This is a genomic window from Micromonospora sp. HUAS YX12, from assembly GCF_040215685.1.
GTDB classification, from domain to species: Bacteria; Actinomycetota; Actinomycetes; order Mycobacteriales; family Micromonosporaceae; genus Micromonospora; species Micromonospora tulbaghiae.
Genome location: NZ_CP157974.1, coordinates 874,538 through 895,473 on the forward strand (window position 1 = coordinate 874,538; position 20,936 = coordinate 895,473).

At 73.3% G+C, this 20,936-nt stretch carries 24 protein-coding genes and 1 tRNA gene; 13 read left to right on the forward strand and 12 right to left on the reverse strand.

Annotation, left to right across the window (positions count from 1 at the left end; translation table 11 throughout):
* Nucleotides 1-98 precede the first annotated feature (98 nt).
* The 3 genes from ABIH81_RS04260 to ABIH81_RS04270 all read left to right on the forward strand — a co-directional run bounded on the left by ABIH81_RS04260 (nucleotide 99) and on the right by ABIH81_RS04270 (nucleotide 1,760).
* Nucleotides 99-815 carry a VOC family protein gene (locus ABIH81_RS04260; protein ID WP_349879111.1) on the forward strand — a complete coding sequence of 239 codons (717 nt, stop codon included), beginning with the start codon at nucleotides 99-101 and terminating at the stop codon, nucleotides 813-815.
* Nucleotides 816-990: 175 nt separating this feature from the next.
* Nucleotides 991-1,182: a general stress protein CsbD gene (locus ABIH81_RS04265; protein WP_349879112.1), complete on the forward strand. Its 192-nt coding sequence runs from the start codon at nucleotides 991-993 to the stop codon at nucleotides 1,180-1,182.
* A 116-nt stretch (nucleotides 1,183-1,298) separates the two neighbouring features.
* Nucleotides 1,299-1,760 (forward strand): hypothetical protein, encoded by a 462-nt coding sequence (locus ABIH81_RS04270; RefSeq protein ID WP_349879113.1) that lies wholly within the window; start codon nucleotides 1,299-1,301, stop codon nucleotides 1,758-1,760.
* Nucleotides 1,761-1,796: 36 nt separating this feature from the next.
* Here the strand turns inward: ABIH81_RS04270 and ABIH81_RS04275 are convergent, their stop codons facing one another.
* From ABIH81_RS04275 to ABIH81_RS04285, 3 genes are all read right to left on the reverse strand, one after another.
* Nucleotides 1,797-2,660 carry an alpha/beta hydrolase gene (locus tag ABIH81_RS04275; RefSeq protein ID WP_349879114.1) on the reverse strand — a complete coding sequence of 288 codons (864 nt, stop codon included), beginning with the start codon at nucleotides 2,658-2,660 and terminating at the stop codon, nucleotides 1,797-1,799.
* Between the two features lie 110 nt (nucleotides 2,661-2,770).
* On the reverse strand, nucleotides 2,771-4,879 hold the full coding sequence (locus ABIH81_RS04280; RefSeq protein ID WP_349879115.1) for a cellulase family glycosylhydrolase: 2,109 nt from the start codon (nucleotides 4,877-4,879) through the stop codon (nucleotides 2,771-2,773).
* Nucleotides 4,880-5,009: 130 nt separating this feature from the next.
* Entirely contained in the window at nucleotides 5,010-6,020 is a 1,011-nt protein-coding gene (locus tag ABIH81_RS04285) for a saccharopine dehydrogenase NADP-binding domain-containing protein (RefSeq protein ID WP_349879116.1), read from the reverse strand.
* 94 nt (nucleotides 6,021-6,114) lie between these two features.
* On the opposite strand from ABIH81_RS04285, the gene ABIH81_RS04290 reads away from it, so the two are divergent.
* On the forward strand, nucleotides 6,115-7,053 hold the full coding sequence (locus tag ABIH81_RS04290) for a helix-turn-helix domain-containing protein (RefSeq protein WP_349879117.1): 939 nt from the start codon (nucleotides 6,115-6,117) through the stop codon (nucleotides 7,051-7,053).
* 158 nt (nucleotides 7,054-7,211) lie between these two features.
* Here the strand turns inward: ABIH81_RS04290 and ABIH81_RS04295 are convergent, their stop codons facing one another.
* Entirely contained in the window at nucleotides 7,212-7,724 is a 513-nt protein-coding gene (locus ABIH81_RS04295) for a hypothetical protein (RefSeq protein WP_349879118.1), read from the reverse strand.
* 380 nt (nucleotides 7,725-8,104) lie between these two features.
* On the opposite strand from ABIH81_RS04295, the gene ABIH81_RS04300 reads away from it, so the two are divergent.
* The 6 genes from ABIH81_RS04300 (at nucleotide 8,105) to ABIH81_RS04325 (ending at nucleotide 11,730) form a co-directional block, all read left to right on the forward strand.
* Nucleotides 8,105-8,731: a DUF1963 domain-containing protein gene (locus tag ABIH81_RS04300; RefSeq protein WP_349879119.1), complete on the forward strand. Its 627-nt coding sequence runs from the start codon at nucleotides 8,105-8,107 to the stop codon at nucleotides 8,729-8,731.
* Between the two features lie 66 nt (nucleotides 8,732-8,797).
* Nucleotides 8,798-9,121, forward strand: a complete 324-nt coding sequence (locus ABIH81_RS04305) for a metalloregulator ArsR/SmtB family transcription factor (RefSeq protein WP_349879120.1) — start codon at nucleotides 8,798-8,800, stop codon at nucleotides 9,119-9,121.
* Nucleotides 9,118-9,600 carry an SRPBCC family protein gene (locus ABIH81_RS04310; RefSeq protein ID WP_349879121.1) on the forward strand — a complete coding sequence of 161 codons (483 nt, stop codon included), beginning with the start codon at nucleotides 9,118-9,120 and terminating at the stop codon, nucleotides 9,598-9,600. The genes ABIH81_RS04305 and ABIH81_RS04310 overlap by 4 nt, the downstream gene beginning before the upstream one ends.
* 26 nt (nucleotides 9,601-9,626) lie before the next feature.
* Complete coding sequence (locus tag ABIH81_RS04315; protein ID WP_349879122.1) at nucleotides 9,627-9,845, forward strand: hypothetical protein; 219 nt, start codon at nucleotides 9,627-9,629, stop codon at nucleotides 9,843-9,845.
* A gap of 168 nt (nucleotides 9,846-10,013) precedes the next feature.
* Nucleotides 10,014-10,622, forward strand: a complete 609-nt coding sequence (locus ABIH81_RS04320) for a hypothetical protein (protein ID WP_349879123.1) — start codon at nucleotides 10,014-10,016, stop codon at nucleotides 10,620-10,622.
* Nucleotides 10,623-11,034: 412 nt separating this feature from the next.
* Nucleotides 11,035-11,730 (forward strand): proteasome protein, encoded by a 696-nt coding sequence (locus ABIH81_RS04325; RefSeq protein ID WP_349879124.1) that lies wholly within the window; start codon nucleotides 11,035-11,037, stop codon nucleotides 11,728-11,730.
* A 68-nt stretch (nucleotides 11,731-11,798) separates the two neighbouring features.
* On the opposite strand, the gene ABIH81_RS04330 is transcribed toward ABIH81_RS04325, so the two are convergent.
* From ABIH81_RS04330 to ABIH81_RS04355, 6 genes are all read right to left on the reverse strand, one after another.
* Nucleotides 11,799-11,872 (reverse strand) — tRNA-Ala (locus ABIH81_RS04330).
* A 191-nt stretch (nucleotides 11,873-12,063) separates the two neighbouring features.
* Complete coding sequence (locus ABIH81_RS04335; RefSeq protein WP_269696085.1) at nucleotides 12,064-12,846, reverse strand: hypothetical protein; 783 nt, start codon at nucleotides 12,844-12,846, stop codon at nucleotides 12,064-12,066.
* Between the two features lie 170 nt (nucleotides 12,847-13,016).
* Nucleotides 13,017-13,658, reverse strand: a complete 642-nt coding sequence (locus ABIH81_RS04340) for a GNAT family protein (RefSeq protein WP_349879125.1) — start codon at nucleotides 13,656-13,658, stop codon at nucleotides 13,017-13,019.
* Between the two features lie 52 nt (nucleotides 13,659-13,710).
* Entirely contained in the window at nucleotides 13,711-15,024 is a 1,314-nt protein-coding gene (glp, locus tag ABIH81_RS04345; protein ID WP_349879126.1) for a gephyrin-like molybdotransferase Glp, read from the reverse strand.
* A complete protein-coding gene (locus ABIH81_RS04350) occupies nucleotides 15,021-16,010 on the reverse strand; it encodes a UTP--glucose-1-phosphate uridylyltransferase (protein ID WP_349879127.1) in 990 nt (329 codons plus the stop codon). The genes glp and ABIH81_RS04350 overlap by 4 nt, the downstream gene beginning before the upstream one ends.
* 9 nt (nucleotides 16,011-16,019) lie before the next feature.
* Nucleotides 16,020-18,209 (reverse strand): diguanylate cyclase, encoded by a 2,190-nt coding sequence (locus tag ABIH81_RS04355; RefSeq protein WP_349879128.1) that lies wholly within the window; start codon nucleotides 18,207-18,209, stop codon nucleotides 16,020-16,022.
* A gap of 124 nt (nucleotides 18,210-18,333) precedes the next feature.
* Between ABIH81_RS04355 and ABIH81_RS04360 the strand changes: the two genes are divergently transcribed.
* Entirely contained in the window at nucleotides 18,334-18,939 is a 606-nt protein-coding gene (locus tag ABIH81_RS04360) for a 5-formyltetrahydrofolate cyclo-ligase (RefSeq protein WP_349879129.1), read from the forward strand.
* 218 nt (nucleotides 18,940-19,157) lie between these two features.
* Here ABIH81_RS04360 and ABIH81_RS04365 read toward each other — a convergent pair whose 3' ends face one another.
* Nucleotides 19,158-19,415, reverse strand: coding sequence for a hypothetical protein (locus ABIH81_RS04365; RefSeq protein ID WP_349881284.1), 258 nt, complete (start codon nucleotides 19,413-19,415; stop codon nucleotides 19,158-19,160).
* A gap of 117 nt (nucleotides 19,416-19,532) precedes the next feature.
* Here ABIH81_RS04365 and ABIH81_RS04370 point away from each other — a divergent pair, with 117 nt between their 5' ends.
* On the forward strand, nucleotides 19,533-20,009 hold the full coding sequence (locus tag ABIH81_RS04370; protein ID WP_349879130.1) for a flagellar biosynthesis protein FlgA: 477 nt from the start codon (nucleotides 19,533-19,535) through the stop codon (nucleotides 20,007-20,009).
* 5 nt (nucleotides 20,010-20,014) lie between these two features.
* Here the strand turns inward: ABIH81_RS04370 and ABIH81_RS04375 are convergent, their stop codons facing one another.
* On the reverse strand, nucleotides 20,015-20,191 hold the full coding sequence (locus ABIH81_RS04375; protein ID WP_349879131.1) for a hypothetical protein: 177 nt from the start codon (nucleotides 20,189-20,191) through the stop codon (nucleotides 20,015-20,017).
* A gap of 185 nt (nucleotides 20,192-20,376) precedes the next feature.
* Between ABIH81_RS04375 and ABIH81_RS04380 the strand changes: the two genes are divergently transcribed.
* On the forward strand, nucleotides 20,377-20,928 hold the full coding sequence (locus ABIH81_RS04380; RefSeq protein WP_349879132.1) for a hypothetical protein: 552 nt from the start codon (nucleotides 20,377-20,379) through the stop codon (nucleotides 20,926-20,928).
* Nucleotides 20,929-20,936 lie beyond the last annotated feature (8 nt).

Here is a 20,936-nt window from a genome sequence, read left to right on the forward strand (position 1 = left end):
TCCACAGCGGACCGGCCCCGTGTCCGTTCGGGCAGCGCCGGCAGCCGATCGGACATTTCCATGTGCGCGTGCCGGCCCCCGGTCGCCAGGCTCGGAGCATGACTAACGAGACGACGATCCCGCTGCTGCCCTGCCGCTCCCTGGACGACGTGGCGCCCTTCTACCAGGCCCTCGGCTTCGAGGTCACGTACCGGCAGGAGCGCCCGAACCCGTACCTGACGCTGCGGCGGGAGGATCTCCATCTGCACTTCTTCGGGATGCCGCAGTTCGATCCCGCCGACTCCTACGGCTCCTGCCTGGTGGTGGTGGACGACCTGGTCGACATCCACCGGGCCTTCGCGGACGGCATGCGTGCCACGTACGGAAAGATGCTCGTGTCCGGCGTGCCCCGGATGACCCGGCCCCGCCCCCGCAGCAACCAGGAGGGCCACTTCGGGTTCAGCATCGTCGACCCCGGCGGCAACTGGATCCGGTTCGTCGGCCGGTCCACCCCGCCGGAGACCGACGACCGGGGCGGCCTGGCCCGCACGCTGCGCAACGCGGTGGTGCAGGCCGACTCGCGCGGCAATCCCGAGCAGGCCGCGCGGATCCTCGACGGCGCGCTGGCCCGCCCGGAGGCCGCCGACGACCCGGCCGTCCAGGTGGAGGCGCTGGTCTACCGGGCGGAGCTGGCGCTGCAACTCGGCGAGCCGGAGTCCGCGCGGGAGCTGGTGCGGCAGGCCCGCTCGATCCCGCTGGACGACGGTTCGCGCGACGCGCTGGCCGACACGCTGCGGCACGCCGAGGACCTGACCGCGAACATGCCGCCCGCATAGCCACCCGGCGCAGCCGGGCCCGGGTCGAAGCGGCGCAGCCGGCTCGGGCCGCGGCGGCGCAGCGGCTGGTCGCGTGGCCCAACCGGTCCGGGGGCGGTCGGTTTGCCGGCCGGGTCAGCGGGGACGCGACGCGGCAGGCGGCGAGGGCCGCCACGCGACGATCCGGGGAGGCGGCATGAGCGTCGAACGCGCGAAGAACGACCTGGAGGATCTGGCCGGTCCGGCCCGGGCGCGACTCGGTGACCTGAACCGGGACGAACACGCCGAAGCGGACCGGGTACGCGAACAGGACGAGATCCGGGGCAGGCGCCCCGGCGAGCACATCCAGGCGGACGCCCGCGACGCCGACGACAGCTTCTCCGCCTGATCCTGCCCAACCAGAGATCTTGGAAGCAAACGGCCCTCATGGGGGCCCAAATCCCTCCAAGATCTCCCCGACCGGCGTGGAGAAGCAGTGTCGGGGGTGGTTCCTATCCTGGGACGATGGTTCTCACCGACGTCACCGGCTCCTGGGTCGGCACCAACGGCTTCCGGCTGATGCCCGCCGATCCGCTCGCCGAGTCACCGGCCGCGCTCACAGTCGCCACCCCGGCCGGCGGGCACCTCACCACCGTCTCGTACTCGTGGAGCCACCCCGACGACGGCCCGCAGGACGGCCTGCTGGTGATCGCCGCGGGGGACCGGCCGGGCTCGCTCGTCGCCTGGTGGGGCGACTCGTGGCACCAGCAGCCGACCCCGATGACGCTCACCGGCGCGGCGGACGGGTCGGCGGTCGAGCTGACCGCCGAGTACGGCGGCGGCTGGGGGTGGCGGATCGTCCTCGATACCGCCGACCCGGCCCTCCTGCGGCTGCGGATGGAGAACGTCGTCCCCGCCGACCAGGCCGGGCCCGGCACACCGGCCGGGCCCTACCCCGCGATGCTCACCGAGGTGTGCCGGGCCTGAGCCGTCGCGGGCATCCGCGACACGGCGCCGCCGCGGTCAGGCGTCGAGGATCTCCCGCAGCCGGCGCGCGAACGCCTCCGGCTGCCCGGCGTGGCCCATCTCCTCGCCGAGGAATCCGCCGTGGTGGCTCGGGAAGACCGCGGGCTGTCCGCCCAGCAGCTCCGCGGTGGCCACCGACGTCCGCGCGGTGAGCGTGTCCGCCGACTCCTCGCCCACCGCCACCACGACCCGGGTGGGCGCGGCGCGCAGCGCGTCGACGTCCGGCCGGTAGACGGTGACCGCCGCGGACCGGTCGGAGAGCAGCGGGTCGTCCCGGCTGCCGTCGTCCTCGGCCGGCATCCCGAACGCGGCGGGGTCCGGCGCGGGCTGGGCGAAGTAGTCGTCGGTGAACTCGCCCCGCCACGACGTCATGGCGATGAACGCCGCCATGCCGGCACCCCAGCCGTTCCTCCGGTACGCCTCCTGGCAGGCGGCCATGGCCCGGCCGGCGGCCTCGGCGTCGGGGAGCAGCGTGACCAGCGGCGGCTCGTGCGCCACCAGCGTGGTCACCACGTCCGGGTACGCGGCCACCAGGGCGAGCGCGGTCACCGCGCCGCCGCTGCTGGCGAACATGTCGACCGGGCCCGCGCCGAGGGCGTCGACGATATCGCGTACGTCCCGGGCCTGCACCTCGGGCAGCGAGTCGTTGCGGCCGTCCTTGCGGACGCTGCGGCCGAGCCCGCGCGGGTCGTACGTGATGACTGTGCGGTCCGGGAAGTACGACGCGAGCGTGGTGAAGCCGTCGGCGCACATGGGCTGGCCGATCATGAACAGGGGGCGGTGCCCGGTCTCGGCCGCCGTGGGGGCGTGGACGTCGTAGACCAGGTCGACCTCGGGCGTCTGGAGAGTGAGCGTCTTCATGCCTCTGTCGACCGGAGCCGGCCTCGGAAGTCATCGGTCCGGCGGAAACCCGTGCCAGGCGCGGCTCGCGGCGGTGCCGATGCCCACCGCCGCGAGCCGTGCAGTCGCGGTCAGCTCACCGTGCCGGTGACCGTGCTGCCGGACCTGGTCACGTAGTAGGTCAGCTTCGTGCCGCTCCAGAAGTGGAACGTGAGCGTGACCCGCTGGCCGTCGTTGACCTCGGCGAAGAACTCCGGCTTCAGCGCGATCGTGTTGCCCGTGTAGTTCGGCGCGAACGTCACGTCGAACTCCTTGTACGAGGTCCAGTTGTGCGGCCCGGCGTTGCTGCCGTCGGCGTACTTCGCCTCCATCGTGGCGAGCTGGTCGCCGCGGAACTGCGCCGGGAGCGTGAACGCGGCGGTGGTGCCGGTCGCGTTCGACAGCACCGGCGGGTCGTACGTGATGACGCTGATCCGCCACGGCACGCCGGCGGAGAAGCGGGCCTGGAGGTTGGCGTTCACCCCGTACGCGCGGGAGCCGACCAGCCGGGTCAGCGCCGACGCGGTGAGCGTCAGGGTGCTGCCGGAGACCGTGTAGTCGGTGCCGTTCACCAGGTCGGTGGTGCCCTGGCGCAGCCCCTGGAACGTGGTGCCGTTCAGGTTGAGCGTCAGGCTCTTGGCGGTGATCGAGCCGGTGCGCGGCACGTACACCTGGTCGCTGGACGCGGTGCCGGAGCGGGTGGTCCAGCTCGACTTGATCTGCGCGAACAGCTCGGGGTCCTTCCAGACGAAGGACGTCCGGTCGAAGTGCTGGCCGTTGTCCCAGAGCTGGGTGGTCAGCTTGCGGCTGCGCGCGTAGTGGCCGAGGAACTCGAAGAACTTGAGCTTCTCGCCCTGCTCGATGGTGCCGGTGTGGCGGTCGAAGCCGAGCAGCCCGTACTCGCCGATGATCACCGGGATGTTGCGGGTGACGAAGGCGTTGTAGACCTGGTCGAACTGGTCGGTCAGATCCTGCTGGACGGTCGCGTCGAACCGGGTGCCCCCGGCGACGTTCACGCTGAACGGCCAGTACCCGTAGAAGTGGACGGTGGCGATCAGGTTCGGGTCGTCGAGCGTGTTGAACGTGCTGACCAGCTCGTCCACCCGGGCCTGCTCGGCGGAGGTGTGCAGGGTCGGCAGGACGAGCAGCCGGGTGGCGTTGTTCCCGCCGGACTGGCGGACGATGCGGTGGAACGAGGTGTTCAGCTCGTTGAGCAGCGTGGCGTTCTGCGCGTCGCCGGAGCTGCCGGTGAACTGCGGCTCGTTGACGCTCTCGAAGGTCAGCTTCGGGGAGGAGTCCTTGAACGCGGCGGCGATCTGGGTCCAGAGGGCGTTGTAGCGGTTCAGCACGCCTGCGCGGTCGGTGGGCATCGTGTTGATCCACTGCCACGAGTCGTGGTGGATGTTGAGCACCACGTAGAAGCCGTCGGCGAGCGCCCAGCCGACCACCTCGCGTACCCGGTTCAGCCAGGCCGCGTCGATCGTGTAGTTCGGCGCGGCGCCGTGGTGGTTGCTCCAGGTCACCGGGATGCGGATGCTGTTGAAGCCCTGCGCCCGAACGTTGTCGAGCAGCGCCTCGGTGACCCGCGGGTTGCCCCAGGCGGTCTCGTCCGCGCCGACCGCGTCGAAGGAGTTGCCGAGGTTCCAGCCGGGCTGCATGGCGGCGACCGCGGCCATGGCGTTGCCGGCCGGCGGCGGGGTGGTGGGCGGTGGCGTGGTGGGCGGGGGCGGCGTGGTCGGCGGCGGCGTGGTGGTCGGCGGCGGGGTGGTCCCGCCGACGCCGCCGGTGCAGGCCACACCGTTGAGGGAGAACGCGGTGGGCGCGGTGTTCGCGCCGGACCAGGAGCCGTTGAAACCGAACGAGACACTGCCGTTGGTGGCGATGGCGCCGTTGTAGCCGACGTTCGTGGCGGTGACGTCGGCGCCGGAGGAGGTGACTGTGGCGCTCCACGCCTGGGTGACCCGCTGGCCGGACGGGAACGTCCAGCGCAGGTTCCAGCCGTTGATCGGGTCACCGAGGTTCGTCACGTCGACGTTCGCGGTGAACCCGCCGGGCCACTGGCTCGCGGTCGTGTAGGTGACGCGGCAGCCGGCCGCCGCCTGGGCGTTCGTCGCCATCACGGCGGTGCCGGCCACGAGCGTGGCGGCGGTCGCCGCGACCAGGCCGACCCGCAGTCGGGCGGTACGGGGAGAGCGGAACATGGTGGTTCCTTCGTGGTGGGTGGGGCGCGTGGACGGGGAAGGCGGGGCGCGCACCCGCCCAGCGCGAGAGTAAGTTTGGATTCCAAACATTGTCAATCGGTAGGTGTGGATGCGGAAGGTCGAGGGCGCATCAGGCGGCCGGCAGCGTCCCGACCGTGAGGTGCGCCGACAGCGCGCGCAGGAGATCGGGCGCGTCGAAGATCCGGCCGGCCGAGGCGACGCCCTTCGCCCGCGTCCGCCCGGTCAGGATCCGGTGGACCGCCTCGACCGCCAGCGGCGCGCTGATCGCGTAGATGTCCTGCCCGCGGGCCACCACCCGCCGCCGGACGTCACCCGCGCGTACCACCACGTCGACCGTGAACGTCTGCGCCGACCGGCCACGCTCGTCCACAGCGACCGGCGCGTCCCCGGCGGCCAGATCCCCCGCCGCGTTCGCGGTCATGTACGTGCACACCTCCGGGATGTCCAGGTGGCTCGGCACCGTCACCACGTCGGCCATGGTGAACTCGCCGAGCACCGGCCGGACACCGAGCGGCGCCGGGAACTCCCAGTCCAGCCGGGGCAGGTCGCCGTCGGCGTACACCAGGCGCCCGTCGGTGAAACGGACCCGCCGGCCGTCGCGGCGCTCGCGCGAGACGGCGCCGGAGGCGACCGTCCCGGCCGTCGGGTGCCAGCTGCTCAGCCCGTACGCGACGTGCGCCTCGTCGGCCGCCGTCCAGTCCCCCATCGCGGCGGTGACCAGCAGGTCACCGAGCCCGCCGAAGAACGCCATGGCGGGCACCACCGCGACACCGGCGGCCTCGGCACGCTCGGCGTAGCGGGCGAACGTGTCCCGGTTCGCCTCGATCTCGGCCGCCACGTCGACGTAGGGGATCCCGGCCCGCAACGCGGCCTCGATCAGCGGGCCGGCGGTCGAGGCGAACGGCCCGGCGCAGTTGACCACCGCCGCCGCCCCGGCCAGCGCCCGGTCCAGCGAGCCCGGGTCGTCGACCGACGCCACCCGCTGCTCCGCCCCCGGGAACGCCGCCGCCAGCTTCCCCGCGTCGCGCCCCACCGGCAGCGGCTCGTATCCCCGCTCCCGCAGCTCCGCCACCACGAACCGCCCGGTGTGCCCGTACGCCCCGAACACCGCCACCCGCATGATGTTCCCCCTCGAAGATCGACTGAGACGATCCTCGCCGGGATCCCGGGGCCGGGCCAGTGGCGCAAACGCCAATGCCCGTACAGTTTCGGACATGACCCTGATCGCGCTCGCCGCCACCGACGGGATGCTGCACTTCGAGCTGGCAGCGGCCTGCGAGATCTTCGTCCGCGACCCGACCGGCCTGGCCGACCCCTGGTACGACCTGGTGGTCTGCGGCCCCGGCCCGGTCGGCGTCGGCCGGTTCGCCGTCACGCCCGACCACGGGCTGGAACACCTGGCCCGCGCCGACACGGTGATCGTCCCGGCGATCGAGGACACCGACGCCGAGCCGCCCGCCGATCTGGTCGACGCGGTCCGCGCCGCCCACGCGGCGGGCGCCCGGATGGTCTCGTTCTGCACCGGCGCGTTCGTGCTCGCCGCCGCCGGCATCCTCGACGGGCTGCGCGCCACCACCCACTGGGCGCACACCGGCGCGCTCGCCGCCCGCTACCCGCGCGTCCAGGTCGACCCGGACGTGCTCTACGTGGACAACGGCGACGTGCTCGCCTCCGCCGGCAAGGCCGCCGCGATCGACCTGTGCCTGCACCTGATCCGCCGCGACCACGGCTCGACAGTCGCCAACGCCGTCGCCCGCCGCCTGGTGGTGCCGCCGCACCGCGCGGGCGGCCAGGCCCAGTACGTCACCACCCCGGTCCCGGCCCGTGAGGACCACCCGCTCGCCGCGCTGCTCCCCTGGGCGTTGGCGCGGCTGGACCGCCCGCTCACCGTCGCCGGCCTCGCCCGCCAGGCGAACATGAGCACCCGCAACCTGGTCCGGCACTTCACCGCCGCGACCGGCGCCACGCCGTCGCAGTGGCTGGCCACGCAGCGCATCCGGCGGGCACAGGAGCTGCTGGAGAACACCGGCGACAGCATCGACGCCGTCGCCGAGGCGTCCGGCATGGGTACGGCGACGACGCTGCGCCGGCACTTCCAGCGCACCGTCGGCGTGCCGCCGGACACCTACCGCCGGACGTTCCGCCGCGGCTGACCGGGATGCCCGGCGGTTGTGGCGTCGGCCATCCGACCACCGGGAGCAGGTACGTGGACGAGTTGGCGCGCCTGCCTGTTCTTCGAGGCCCGCGCGTTCCGGCACGGAGGCTATGGTCGATTCGACCAGGTGAGCTGCCGCCGATCGCCCGAGGGCGTTCAGGGTCCGGTCGTCTGGTAGCTGCGAAGCGCGGCTTCGGCGAGCCGGGTGAGGTGGTCGTCGCCGCCGGGCTCGTTGCCCTGCTCATGAACGATCACCAGGGTGGTGCCGATCCGGACGAGGATGCTGTCCCATTCCAGGGTGATCGATCCGGAAGTCGTGCTGGAGACGACGCGCATGCTCTCGTCACCAAGTCGCGGCCCCGGTGCCACCGCGAAACGGTAGCTTCCTCCGTCCTGGCTCGGTGACGCGACGGTGGGGCACCGGCCGATGAACGTCCGCAGGTCCGCCATCGCCCCTCGGGCGCCGTCGTCGGCGTACGTCCTGATGACTTCGTTCGCCACCCACGGGTAGTCGGGGCCCTCGGCCGAGCTGACTGTGGCAGCGGCCATCGCCGACGGAGTACCGGTCAGCCGGGTGGCCGACAGCAGCGGAATCATGTCCGCACAGGGCACCTCGGGACCGGGGCGCTGCCGGCCCGCATCCGAGGCCATGACCGTCGCGACGTCCACAGTGAAACCTGGTGGCAGCGCGTCCGTGGTCACCAGCCGCGCCGACAACGTCGCGGAGTAGCCGGATCCGCCGGTCGCCGGAATCGCGGACGGCTTCCCGGCGGCGGGCGTGCCGGCCGCCTGGGCCGTGGAGGGGACACCTTCGCCCGCCGAACGATCCGCTGGAACAGCGGTCGAGGGTCCGCACGCGGCCACCACGCAGACGGCGCCCGCCGCGACCGACCTCCGCAGCACCATCCTGAGCACCGGGCCGACTCCGCCTCTCGTGGGGAGGCGTCAGGCTACCAGCGGGCACGATGTCAGCCGGCCGCCCGGCCGGGTGCCGGCCCCGGGCACATCCGCGCGGCGCGAAATGGCGGCACTCCCATACGCTGCGCCGCGTGACGGTTCTGATGATCCATAGCGGTGACACGGCGCCGGATGCGCCCGGCACACGTACCGGCGGTGTTCCGCTCGTGCCTGCGGGCTTCGACTGGCCACTGTGCGACGAGTGCGACGGACCGATGCAGTTCCTGGCCCAGGTCCGACTCGACGACATCGACGCGGCCGACGCCGCACTCTTGTCGATCTTCATGTGCCAGAACGATCCGGGCCTGTGCGACGAGTGGGATGCGACCGCCGGCGGCAATCGCGCGTTCGTCTTTCCCCTTGGGGAGTTGACCCCGTCCGCCGCACCCTCCGGCGACACCGTCCTGGCGCCGGAGACATCCGCCGTCACCTACGTGCCTGTGACGGACTCCGCCGGCTACGACGAGGCGCGCGAGCACTGGCGCAGCGAGTCCGGCCGACCGCTCCGAGACGTCCTCGGGCAGCTCGGCGGAGCGCCGGCGTGGCTCCAGTTCGACCAGACGCCTGCCTGTCCCGCCTGCGCTCTGCCCATGTCGTTCGTCGTTCAGCTTGAGGAAGGCCACGATCACCGCACCGGTTTCAACTTCGGTGGCGGTGGCTGCGGGTACGGGTTCCGCTGCCGGTCATGCGCTACGGCAGCGTTCCTGTGGCAACAGTGACCACTGCGCCCGGAACGCCTTTCAGGGGCTTGACGGAGGCCAAGGGTAAGTCGTAGCTTACCGTTCGTGGCCACTTACCGAATCGAGGACGGGTGGGACGCCCTGGGCGACCCGACGCGACGGGCGATCATCGCGTGTCTCGCGGAGCAGCCACGGGCGGTCGGCGAGCTGGCCGCGGTGCTGCCGGTCAGCCGGCCGGCGGTGTCGCAGCATCTGCGGGTGCTGAAGGACGCCGGCCTCGTGACGGACCGTACGGCGGGCACGAAGCGTGTCTACCGGCTCAATCCCGCCGGCGTGGCCGCCTTACGAGATCAGCTCGACACCTACTGGAGCCGCGCGTTGGACGGCTTCAAGGACGTCGCCGAGCGTCCTTACGAGGAGGAATCATGAGTGGAGCGGATGCGGTCGTGCGGAGGCAGATCGTGGTCGACGCGCCGGTCGAGCGGGCTTTCGCGGTGTTCACGGAACGGTTCGGCGACTTCAAGCCGAAGGAGCACAACCTGCTGCCGTCGCCGATCGCGGAGACGGTGTTCGAGCCGAAGGCCGGTGGGCACATCTACGACCGCAGCGAGGACGGCAGTGAGTGCGCCTGGGCGCGAATCCTCGTCTTCGAGCCGCCGGACCGGCTCGTCTTCAGCTGGGACATCAGCCCGGTGTGGCAGCTCGAACAGGATCTGGACAACGCCAGCGAGGTCGAGGTCCGGTTCATCGCCGAGACACCGCAGCGGACCCGGGTCGAGTTGGAGCACCGCAACCTGGACCGGCACGGTCCGGGCTGGGAGTCGGTTCGTGACGGCGTCGGCCACGACCAGGGCTGGCCGCTGTACCTGGACCGCTACGCCGGCCTGTTCGCCGCCGGCGTCATCTGAGACGGAGGCACTGGCAGACTGCCGCCATGCCGTCCGAACCGCGGTCGTGGACCATCAAGCACTTCTCGCAGGCCAACCCGGTGGGTCCGGGCCAGGACAGTGTCCCGGCGTTGCTACGCCGCATCGCCGACAGCATCGAACAACGGCCGGGCATCGAGGTGCAGGACGTCGTCGTCCAGAACGAGATCACTGCCGACGGTGACTGGTGGTCGGCCACCGTCTACTTCCACGAGCCGCCGCCGTAACGCATCCGGCCGGCCACTCGACCGCGTCGCCGCCGACGGGCGGCAGCCTTCCCGTAGTCCGGCTACGACAACAATCTCTACGCGTAGCGCGAGTCGCCGAGTCCGCGTACCGTCCGGTGCCGCAGGTTCCGGTCGCACCCTAGCCCGGATCGGTGTTCGGAGGTTGGCGTGTCGGATTGGCAGATCCTGAGCCAGCAGGTGCGGTCGCGGCTGCTGGCGGCCGACGCTGGTACGGCGGTCGCGTTCGCCGCCATAACGGCGGAGCGGCTGATGCGACTGGACCCGCAAGGGCTGCCATTCACACGCAGCCTACGGCCGCTCCTCGGCCTCATATGGCGCGCGGCCGCCGGCGATCGGACCGCCTTCAAGCCGATCGCTATCACTCTCGGCGAGTTCTATCGGAGCGAGTACTGCCACAACGACGGACAGGAGGGCCCAGACGACGCCGACGACGACCCCGCAGCGGCGACCCTCTTCGCCGCTGAGTGCTACCTCCACGGAGAGCCGGTCTTCGCCGCGTACGTCGCGGGTCGGGCGATCGACGCCGTCGAATACCGCATGGAGCTGGCGTCTGAGGACTACACCGGTGCCGAGCCGGTCGACTCCGACGCCGAGGTGCTTGCGGAGGTACGGCAACAGCTTGCCGATCTCGACACTCTCGCGCCGTACGCCGCGAAACTCTCGTCCGCACGGTTCGGTCTACCCGCCGACGAGCAGGAGCGCCTCTTGGCCGTCTTGGGCGACATCGTCACCGCGCCGGCCGCCCTCAGCGAGTAACCGTTCCGAGCGGAGCCACCACCGTCGACGTCGGTGCTACACGACCGCGATTGGCCTCGCAAACCGCGGCGTCACCACTGACGCCACCGTCGTCGACGTCGACCGTCATGGACGCACCACCAGGATCACCGTGGAGTTCACACCTCATAGCGGCGGCACCCTGAGCGCGGAGTGTACGAGCTGCAGCCGGCCGGATTCGTCGGATGGCGCCTTTATCGGAGCCGCCCACCCGTCTGATGCCGATCCGACGCCCGCTCGGTATCAACCGCTGAAAGTGCGCGCACCAGTCAGACGCATTTCGCAGCCCTCCGACAGTCCACTCCACGAGTGGGCCAACCCTCGTCGGGGTGTAGGCAGGCGGGGTGCCGGGTACCTCGCGCCCGACCCCGTACCCCCTGCCCAGGAGGCCCCAATGACCGTCGTACTCGCCGTTGTCTGCAGCGACGGGGTGGTGATCGGCGCGGACTCCCAGATCACCGAGAGCGACCGCGGTCTGAGCTTCCCCGCCCAGAAGCTGCACCCGCTGGGCGACTGCGCCGCCTGGGGCGGCAGCGGCGCGCGGGGAGTACTCAACGACCTGCGCCCCCTCCTCCAGGACTCGGCCACCGCCATCCTCGAAGCACCCGACATCGGCGACGAGTTGCAGGAGCGCGTCCTGCCCGTCTTCAAGAAGCACTACGAGAACTACATCCCGGACGTGCCCGGCGAGGGCACCGGCGGCGGGGTGTCGGCGTACCTGCTCGCGGCCGGCTTCAGCCAGGGCGGGCCGTGGATCGTGGAGATCAACCCCAACGGGCTCATCGGCCGCTACGAGGACGTGGGCTTCCACGCCATCGGCTCCGGCGCGCCCATGGCCCAGCAGGCCGGCGCGCTGCTGTCCCACTTCCGGATGACCACGCGCACCGTCGAGTACGGCGTGGTGGGCGTGGTACGGGTGCTGGAGTCGCTGGAGCGGACCTCGCCGTCGGTCGGCGGGCCGTTCAGCGTCGCGTGCATCCGCGAGGAGGGCGCGCACCACCTCGACGAGAAGGAGATCGCCAAGGCGCTGAAGGACGCCCAGCGCTGGCGCGACCTCGAACAGAAGGCGCTCGACGACCTGTTCGACTGACGTCGGCGGCTGCCGTGCGGGTTCGAAAAAGGCCGTCTCCGACTGGCGGAGACGGCCTTTGAACTGGGTGGAGCTGAGGGGATTTGAACCCCTGACCCCCTCGATGCGAACGAGGTGCGCTACCGGTCTGCGCCACAGCCCCTCCGCTGGCGAACCAGCGTCGGTCCCACCCAGCTTTCACCGGGTGGGTCGGCGACAAGGCTAACAGGTCGCGCCCCCACGACGCGAACCACCCCACCGCCCATGTAGATCTTGGAAGAAGGCGGCCCTCGGAGGGGCCCGATTCTTCCAAGATCGCCACCGAGCCGAGCGCCGGCGGGGCGGGCGAGCGGGTCAGGCGCCTCGGCCGGACTGGTAGGGGCGTCCGCGCAGGCCGCCCGCGCGCCGGTAGGACACCGAGCCGCCGCTCGCCGCCGGCGGCAGGTCCGCGGGACGGTCCAGCCCCATCGCCGTACGCCGGACCGCCTCGCGCTGGGCGGCCAGCCGGCGCTGCGCCTCCCGGCGGGCCGCCGCGCGCCGGGCCTGCTCGCGGCGCACCTCGGCCTGGCGGGCGGCGAGCCAGGCCGCCTCGCGGGCGTCCGCGCGCCGCCGCCGGCGCTCGGCCAGGGCGCGCTGCCGCAGGTGTACGACGTACGCCACGAGCAGCGTGCCGGTGACCGAGACGCTGATCCAGAACCCGGGTCCGACGAGCACCACGCCGCCCAGCTCGACCAGGTTGAGCAGCAGCAGCGCGGCCAGCACCCGGCGCCGGCGGTAGATCGCCGGGGTGTGCCGCCGCCGGGGCGGGTGCCGTCGGCGGGACTGGGCCGGCACCGCGGAGACCGGCCGGAGCCGCCCGGAGCGACGGCGCAGCGGTGGCGCGGAGACCGGGCGGGCGAGACTACCCGTGTCGGAGTCTTCACTGAGGGTCACGACGAGGGAGCGCGGCGGGTGCAGCGGTCGCCGCCCGGGCACGGTGCGCCGCCGACGCCGGCGCTGGAGCACCCGCGCCGTCGACTGCGCCCGCTCCGCCACCAGCCGCTCGGTGGCGTCGTACCGGCGGACCAGCGCCGGAGCGAGGGCGAGCAGACCGGCGGCGGCGAGGACGGCGAGGAGCACCGACGTGGGCACCCTCACCCCTCCCGTCACCAAAGTTCTCCGGCGAGCGTCACACCGCCGCAACTTCTTCCGTCGACCGTCGTTTACGGCACACTTCGTGCGGGCGGGCAGCGCTTGCCACAGCTTGCAGTTACTTGAGGTTACGGGCCGCCGACCCGGTTCACAGTGCGCCGCGCCGGGCGTTCGCCTCAGCGGCGGTTGTCACGTACGCGGTGCCACCGCGCCAGCAGCCCGCCCTCGGCGACCACTTCCTCGCCGGTCATCGCGTATCCGATGTGGTCGCGCCACGCGCCGTCGATGTGCATGTAGCGCACGTGATAGGCCTCCTCGCGGAAGCCGAGCTTCTCCACCACCCGCCGGGACGGCAGGTTCTCCGGCCGGATGTTCACCTCGATCCGGTGCAGGCCGCCCGGCCCGAACGCGTGGTCCACGGCGAGCGCCACAGCCGTCGGGATCACGCCTCGACCGGCCACCCTGGAGTCCACCCAGTAGCCCACGTACCCGGAGCAGAACGCCCGCCGCACGATGCTGCCGATGTTGACGTGGCCGACCAGCCGCTCCTGCCCGTTCTCGCGCAGGCAGACCGCGAACGGCATGCCCTCACCGGTACGCGCGGACTTGCGCTGGTCGGCGTGCACCAGGCGGAACGCGGAGGGCGAGTTCGTCTCGTACCAGCCGCCGGGCACATGGGACTCCCACGGCGCCAGCCACTCCCGGTTGGCGCGCCGGATCTCCGACCAGGCGGTGGCGTCCGAACGCCGGTACGGCCGCAGCACCACCGGACCGTCCACCAGCACCGCCGGCCACCCCGGCGCCCGCCGGAACCTCACCGAGTCAGCCCTTCGTTCGCGACTGCGGGGCTCGCAAGCTCACTCCTCGCGCTCACCGGCGCCGGTCCAGCAGGAGCACATCCACGGTAGACCCCGCAGCCGCGGTGGTGACCCGCTCGCCGAGCACCAGCAGGCCGTTCGCCTCGGCCAGGCCGGAGAGCGTGTACGGGCCACCGGCGAGCGGCTGGACCGTGTACCCGCCGCCGCGCCGCTCGGCCACGTGCGCGGGCCGGAACTCGCGCAGCCCCACCGGGGACGAGACCGTCTCCAGCAGGTGCGCGCGGACGCTCGGCCGGAACACCGGCTCGGCGCCGGCCAGCAGCTGGATGGCCGGCCGGGCCAGCACCTCGAAGCCGATCAGCGCCGCGCCGGGCTCACCGGGAAGACACACCACCGGCACCTCCTCGGCGCCGACCGTACCGAACCCGAGGGCCGTTCCGGGATAGAGGGCCACCTCTGTGAAGGCGACCGGCCCGGCCCGCCCGCCGTCGCGGCGGGACAGGATGCGGCGGACCATGTCACCGGGGCCGGTGCCGGTGCCGCCGGTGGTGATGATCAGGTCGGCGCGCAGCGTCTGGTCCTCCAGCAGGCCGCGCAGCGCCTCCGGGTCGTCGTCGCAGATCCCCACCCGGTACGCGAGCGCGCCCGCCTCCGCCGCCGCCGCGGTCAGCGCGTGCGAGTTGGTGTCCACCACCTGCCCGGGCTGGCTGCCCCGGCCCACGTCCACCAGTTCGTCGCCGGTGGCCACGATGACCACGCGCGGGCTGGGCCGTACCACCACGTGCCCGATGCCGGTGGCGGCGAACACCGCGACCAGGGCCGGTGAGACGTACGCGCCGGCGCGGGCGAGCAGCGTGCCGGCGACCAGTTCCTCCCCGGCGCGGCGCAGGCCGTACCCCCGTTTGGGGGCGCGGAAGATCTCGACGGCGGCCATGCCCTGGTCGGTCCACTCCACCGGGACGACCACGTCCGCGCCGATCGGCAGCGGCGCCCCCGCCGCCACCGAGAAGCAGGAGCCGGGGGTGAGCCGCACCGGCCGCCAGCTCGCCGCGCCCAGATCACCCACCACGTTGAGGCGGATGCTGCGGCCGCCGGGCATACCGGAGGGGGCCGGGACGTAGCCCGGCCCCCGACTCCCACCGGAGATGTCCTCCCAGCGCGCGGCGTACCCGTCCACCGCCGCCTGGTCGAAGGCGGGGTACGAGTGCGGGGCGACCACGTCCTCGGCGAGCACGTTGCCGTACGCCTGGGTCAGGTCGAGGTCGAGCGGAGGCAGCGCGCGTAACCTGCGCAGCACACTGCCCAGGTAGTCGGCGAGCGGCGTCAACTCGTTCGCGGCCGCCTCGGCGTCGGCCGTCGCGGTCATGTATCGGCACCGCCGGACGCGCCGCGGATGCCGTCGAGGACGGCGGCGGTGACCGTCTCGTCGCCGTTGTTGACGAACTCGGTCAGCCACTTGCGGAACTCGGCGCCCAGATCCTCCCGCTCGGCGGCGATCTGCACCACGGTCTGGAGGTAGCCGAGCGGCATGCCGGTGTCGTAGCGGGTGCCCCGGTAGACGATGGCGTGCACCGGCACCCCCTCGGTACGCAGCAGCTCCATCGCGTCGGTCAGCTGGATCTCGCCGCCGCTGCCCGGTTCGGTACGCCGGATCGCGTCGAAGATCCTCCCGGGAAGCACGTACCGGCCGAGGACAGCGAGGTTGCTCGGGGCGTCCTCCGGGCTGGGCTTCTCCACCATGCCGGTGACCTTGACGACCTCGGCGATGTCGGCGTACTCCGACTCGGCGGGCTCGACCGACGCGATGCCGTAGCGGCTGGTCTCGGCCGGGTCGACCTCGAAGAACGCGAGCACCACGCCACCGGTGCGGGCCTGGAGTTCCAGCATGGCCGGCAGCAGCGGCTCGGAGGGCTTGACGAACTCGTCGCCGAGCAGCACCGCGAAGGGCGCGTCGCCGACGTGCGACTCGGCGTACCCGACGGCGTGCCCGAGACCGAGCTGTTCCGGCTGGCGGACCGTGTAGATCGCGGCCAGCTCCTCGGTGCGCTTGACCTCGGCCAGCAGCTCCGGCTTCTTGGCGAGCCGTTCCTCCAGGTCCGGCCGGCGGTCGAAGTGGTCCACCATCGAGGTCTTGCCGCGCCCGGTGATCAGCAGGATGTCGTCGATGCCGGCCTGCGCGGCCTCCTCGACGATGTACTGCAGCACCGGGCGGTCGACGACCGGCAGCAGTTCCTTGGGAACCGCCTTGGTGGCCGGCAGGAACCGGGTGGCCAGGCCGGCGGCCGGGATGACGGCCTTGACCGCACGGGAGCGACCGGGGGCCGCTGAGGGGTTCGCTGAGTGCTCCGACATGTCGCGAGACTATCGGCCACGGCTCTGCCGCGGCGGGTGAGGACCGGAAGACGCGCCGCCCTGGACGGTGCCCGCCGGGTCCGCCGCGCCGGCCCGGGGCAGCCCGTCCGGTGGGCCGGCACCGGCGGCCACCACCGGGATCTCCTGGGTGGGCACCGGATCGGGCGCCGGGGCGAGCCGGTAGCCGTCACGTCCGGCGGCCTTGGCCGCGTACAACGCGTCGTCGGCGGCGTCGAGCACCTGCTGGCCGCCGGCGGCGTGGTCCGGGTAGACGGCGATGCCGATGGAGACGGTCACCGGCACCCGCACCGGCTCGTCGCCGCTGCCCTCGACCGCCACCGGCTGGTCGCGTACCACAGCGCCGAGCCGCTCGGCGACGATCGTGGCGCCCCGGGCGTCGGTCTCCGGCAGCAGCACCACGAACTCCTCGCCGCCCTGCCGGAACGCCAGGTCCACCTCGCGGATCACGCCGCGCACCCGGCGGGCGAACTCGACCAGCACGGCGTCCCCGGCGGCGTGCCCCCAGGTGTCGTTGACGTTCTTGAACCGGTCCAGGTCGAGCGCGAGCACGCTGAGCATCCGGCCGAACCGGTTCGCCCGCTCCACCTCGCGGCGGATCGACTCGCGCAGGTAGCGGTAGTTCCACAGCCCGGTCAGCGGGTCGGTGAGGGAGAGCCGCTGCGCCTCCTCGTGCACCCGGACGTTCTCCACCGCGACCGCCGCGTGCCCGGCGAACGTCCGCAGCGTGACCACGTCGTCGTCGTGGAACTCGTGCCCGCCGAGCCGGTCGTAGAGCACGAGCACGCCGAGCGCCGCGCAGGCCGAGCCGGGCGGGTCGCCGTCGGCGGGCGGGTGGCCGGGCCGGTCCGGGCCGCGCGGTTCGGCGGCGCCGGGGGTGGCGAACGGCACCGCCACGTACGTCTCGCAGGACGGCTCCCCGGTCGGCGTGTCCGGCGGCGCCCACCGTCCGCGCAGCGGTTCGCCGGTGGCGGCCACCGCGCCGAGCACCCCGGCGCCGACCGGCACCCGCAGCGTCGCCGGGTCGGCCGGGTCGCCCGTCGGCCAGCGCCCGGTCAGCCCTTCCACGCACCGGCCGACGAGGACGCCCTCGCCGTCGACCAGCAGCACCGCGCCGGCCCGGGCGCCGGTGGCGGCGATCGCGCTGTCCAGGATCACCCGCAGGATGCGTTGCAGGTCGTGCGTGCTGGCGAGCGTGTCGCCGAGCACCGCGAGGTGGTTGCGGAGCTGGTCGCGGCTGCTGGTCAGCGCCGTCACGTAGGTGCCGGTCTCCCGGGTCATCCGGTTGAAGGCGCTGGCGAGCCGCCCGATCTCGTCGCGGCTGCGCACCGGCACCCGGGCGGTCAGGTCGCCGCGCGCCACCCGGTCCACCGCGCCGGCCAGCTCACCGAGCGGCCGGGTGGTCACCCGGGCCAGCCGCCAGGCCGCGAGCACTGCGAGCAGGGCGGCCAGCGCGACGGCGGCGATCAGCGCCCCGTACAGGCCGGGCGCACGTTCCCCCGGTACCGACAGCACCAGCGGCAGCGGCTGACCGGGAGACGGACCGACCCGCCGCACGTACCGGCCGTCGCCGGTACCGGTCACCCGATTCCCGTCCGCCTTGCCGGCGGCGGCCAGCACCGCTGCGCGTACCCCCTGGTCCTCGGTCGTGTGGGTGATGCCGCCGGGGTCGTCGAGGAGGGTGACCCCGACGCCCGTCACGGCGGCGAGCCGCGCCACGAAGGCCCGGTCGACGGGCTGGGCGGCGGCGACCGCCCCCAGGTCGGTGCCGGCCGGGTCGCGGAGCCCGACCTGGGCGGAGAGCGCCGCGACTCCGGTGGCGGGCGCGCCGGCGCAGTCCTGCCAGCGCCCGGCCGGCTCGCCGGCCGTGGCGTAGGTGGTGCGGCCGGCGGCGTCGGCGATCAGCACGGCGGCGGCCAGGCCCCGGGCGACCACCTGGTCGGCCGCGCGCGACCGGGCCGCCGGTTCGCCGACCAGCGCGACCGCGTCGGCCGCCGCGCGTAGTTGCTGGCAGAGGGCGTCGATCGAGGTACGGACGCCGGCCGCGGCCAGGCCCAGCCGCTCGGTGGCGCGGCTGTGGTCGACGGCGCTGAGCGTGGCCCCGGCGAAGAACGCGCCGAGCAGGACGGGGCCGAGGACCACCGCGAGGAAAGCCGCCGTCAACCGCCCGCGTAGCGTCAATCTTCCCCCCGGAAGTTCCGCTCCCTTGGTGCGATGCTGACACAGAGCGACCATTAGGCAAGCGTTGCGTCAGGAGTGTTGCGTGCCGGAATTTTCGGATGAAGCGCACGATGCGAAGCGGGAGATGCGCATCGCGCTACTCGCCGCGCGCCGGTCGCTGTCCGCGGCCGACCGCGCGGTGGCGGCGGCCGCCGTCCAGGCCGAGCTGGTGACGTTGGTACGCCGGCTGCGGCCGGCCAGGATGAGCGCGTACGTGCCGGTCGCCTCCGAGCCCGGCGGGGACGACCTGCCGGACGTGCTGCGCGCCGCGCTGCCGCCCGACGCCGAGTTGCTGCTGCCGGTGCTCCGCGACGACCTGGACCTGGACTGGGCCCCGTACACCGGCCCGGAGTCGTTGCGCGCCGCCGGCCGGGGGCTGCGCGAGCCGACCGCACCGCCCCGGGGGCGTACCGCAGTGGCCGGAGCCGCCCTGGTCGTGGTGCCGGCGGTCGCGGTGGACCGCCGGGGAGTGCGGCTGGGCCGGGGCGGCGGCTCGTACGACCGCGCGCTGGCCCGGCTGCCCGCCACCGTGCCGACGGTGGCGCTGCTGCACGACGGCGAGCTGGTCGAGGCGGTGCCCGCCCTGCCGCACGACCACCCGGTGCACTGTGTGATCACCCCGGCGGACGGGCTGGTGGCGGTCCCGGGTGTGGGCCCGGGCGCTTCCGCTGGACGAACCCGGGGGTCATGACGCACCATTGGCACTCGAAGACCACGAGTGCCAACAGGCCGTGCCGAAGATCCGGAGGAGAACGTGCCCACGTACCAGTACGCCTGCACCGCGTGCGGCCACCAGCTCGAGGCGGTGCAGTCCTTCTCGGACGACCCGCTGACCGAGTGCCCGGCGTGTGAGGGGCGGCTGCGAAAGCTCTTCAACTCGGTGGGCATCGTGTTCAAGGGCTCCGGCTTCTACCGCACGGACTCCCGTTCGTCCGGCTCCGACAACGGCACCTCGACCACGAGCAAGCCGGCCAAGTCCGAGTCGTCCTCGTCCTCGTCGTCGTCGGACTCCTCGTCGTCCTCGTCCTCGTCGTCCGGATCGTCTTCTTCGTCCGGTTCCGGGTCGGGGTCCGGGTCGGCTGCCGGCAAGGCGCCGGCGGCGTCCAGCTCCTCCTGACGCAGCCTTCTCTGCGCGACACGTGGCCGTCCCCGCTCGGGGGCGGCCACTTTCGCTGTTTTCCACAGGACGGCGGGTTATCCACAGGCGCGAGCCGCGGGGCGGCGAGCGGTGGGAGGCCGGGCCTAGCCTGCGGTCGGACGGTTGGCCGGCGGTGGGAGGCAGCGGTGACGGGTGGCGAGGCGACGTTGCGGCCGGTCCGCTGGCGCGGGCTGCCCCGGCGCCGGACGCTGCTCCGGGTGACGCTCGTCGCGGTGCTGCTGGGGCTGGCCGCGGCGGTGCTCCAGACGCCGCCGTCCTGCCCGCCACCCCGCGTGTTGCCGTCCGCCCCGGCGACGGCTTCCCCGTCCGGCGGTATCCGCGCCCTGCCGGCCGGCGCGGTGGGCGTCCCGATCCGGCTGGCCGAGCCGGCCGCGCTCGCGGTGCTGCGCCCGGGTGCCCGCGTCGACCTGCTCGTCGTGCCGGCCGGCGGTTCGCCCGACCCGACGCTGCTGGCTCCGCGCGCGCTGGTGCTCGACGTGGTCGGCGCCACCGGAGCGGTCGACGGCTCCTCGGCGCTCTACCTGGCGCTGCCGCCCGAGCAGGCCCGGCGGGCGGTCGGGTTACCGGAGGGCAGTCGCTTCGCCGTGGTGGTACGCGGCTGACGCGATCAGCCCCAGTGCGGGGGGCGCTCGGCGAGCAGCCAGTCGTCGTTGCCGCCGGGGCGCTCGCCCCAGCCGCGGTCGGTGTCGTCGCTGGTCTGCTCGGGCAGCACCACGAGGTCGTCGCTGAGGTCGACCACGCGATCGTCGTCGTCGCGCGGTGTCCGGATGGCGGGGTCGGTCACGAGCAGCAACGATACCGCCGAACGGGCCGCCGGCTCGCTCCCCAGGACCGGCCGGATCGTCCCGGGCCCGGCCGTACCGGGCCGGAAGCCGTCGGAACGCCATCCACCGGGCGCGAGGGGCCGGGGTGGCGGTGATCGACGCGTCGGGCGGCCGACCGGCCGGGGCGTTGGTAGCGTCGGACGGCGTGACGACGCCGAGCGGTGGCAGCCCTGACGACGAGACCTGGCGACGCCCGGACCAACCGGAGCCGAGCACTCCTGCAGCAGACCCGGCCGTCACCGGCGGGATCGACACCGCCGGAGCCTCCACCGGCGCCGCCGGAGCGGCGGACACTCCGGAGGCGGCCGGAACAGCGGGGACGCCGGAAGCGGCCGGGAACGCCAGCCCGTGGTCACGCGAGGCGGCCACCGACAGCCCGTGGGCCCGGCCGGAGGCGGCCGACGGCTGGACGGTGGCCGGCGGCGCATGGCCGGGCCCGCCCGGTGGTGGCCCGCCCGGTGGTGGCACGCCTCCCTCGGGGTACGCCGGCCCGCCGCCGAGCACGCCTCCGCCGCCCGGCTGGCGCCCACCGGTACACGTGCAGCCGTCACCGCCCCGCCGGCTCCCGCCGCAGGACATGGCCGCGATGGACCAGGCGGAGCAGCGGGCGCAGCGGCTCACCTACGGCATCGGGGCGGCCGTCGCCGTGGTGCTGGTGCTGCTCACCTGCCTGCTGTGCTCGCGGGTGCTGTTCTGAGCCGTACC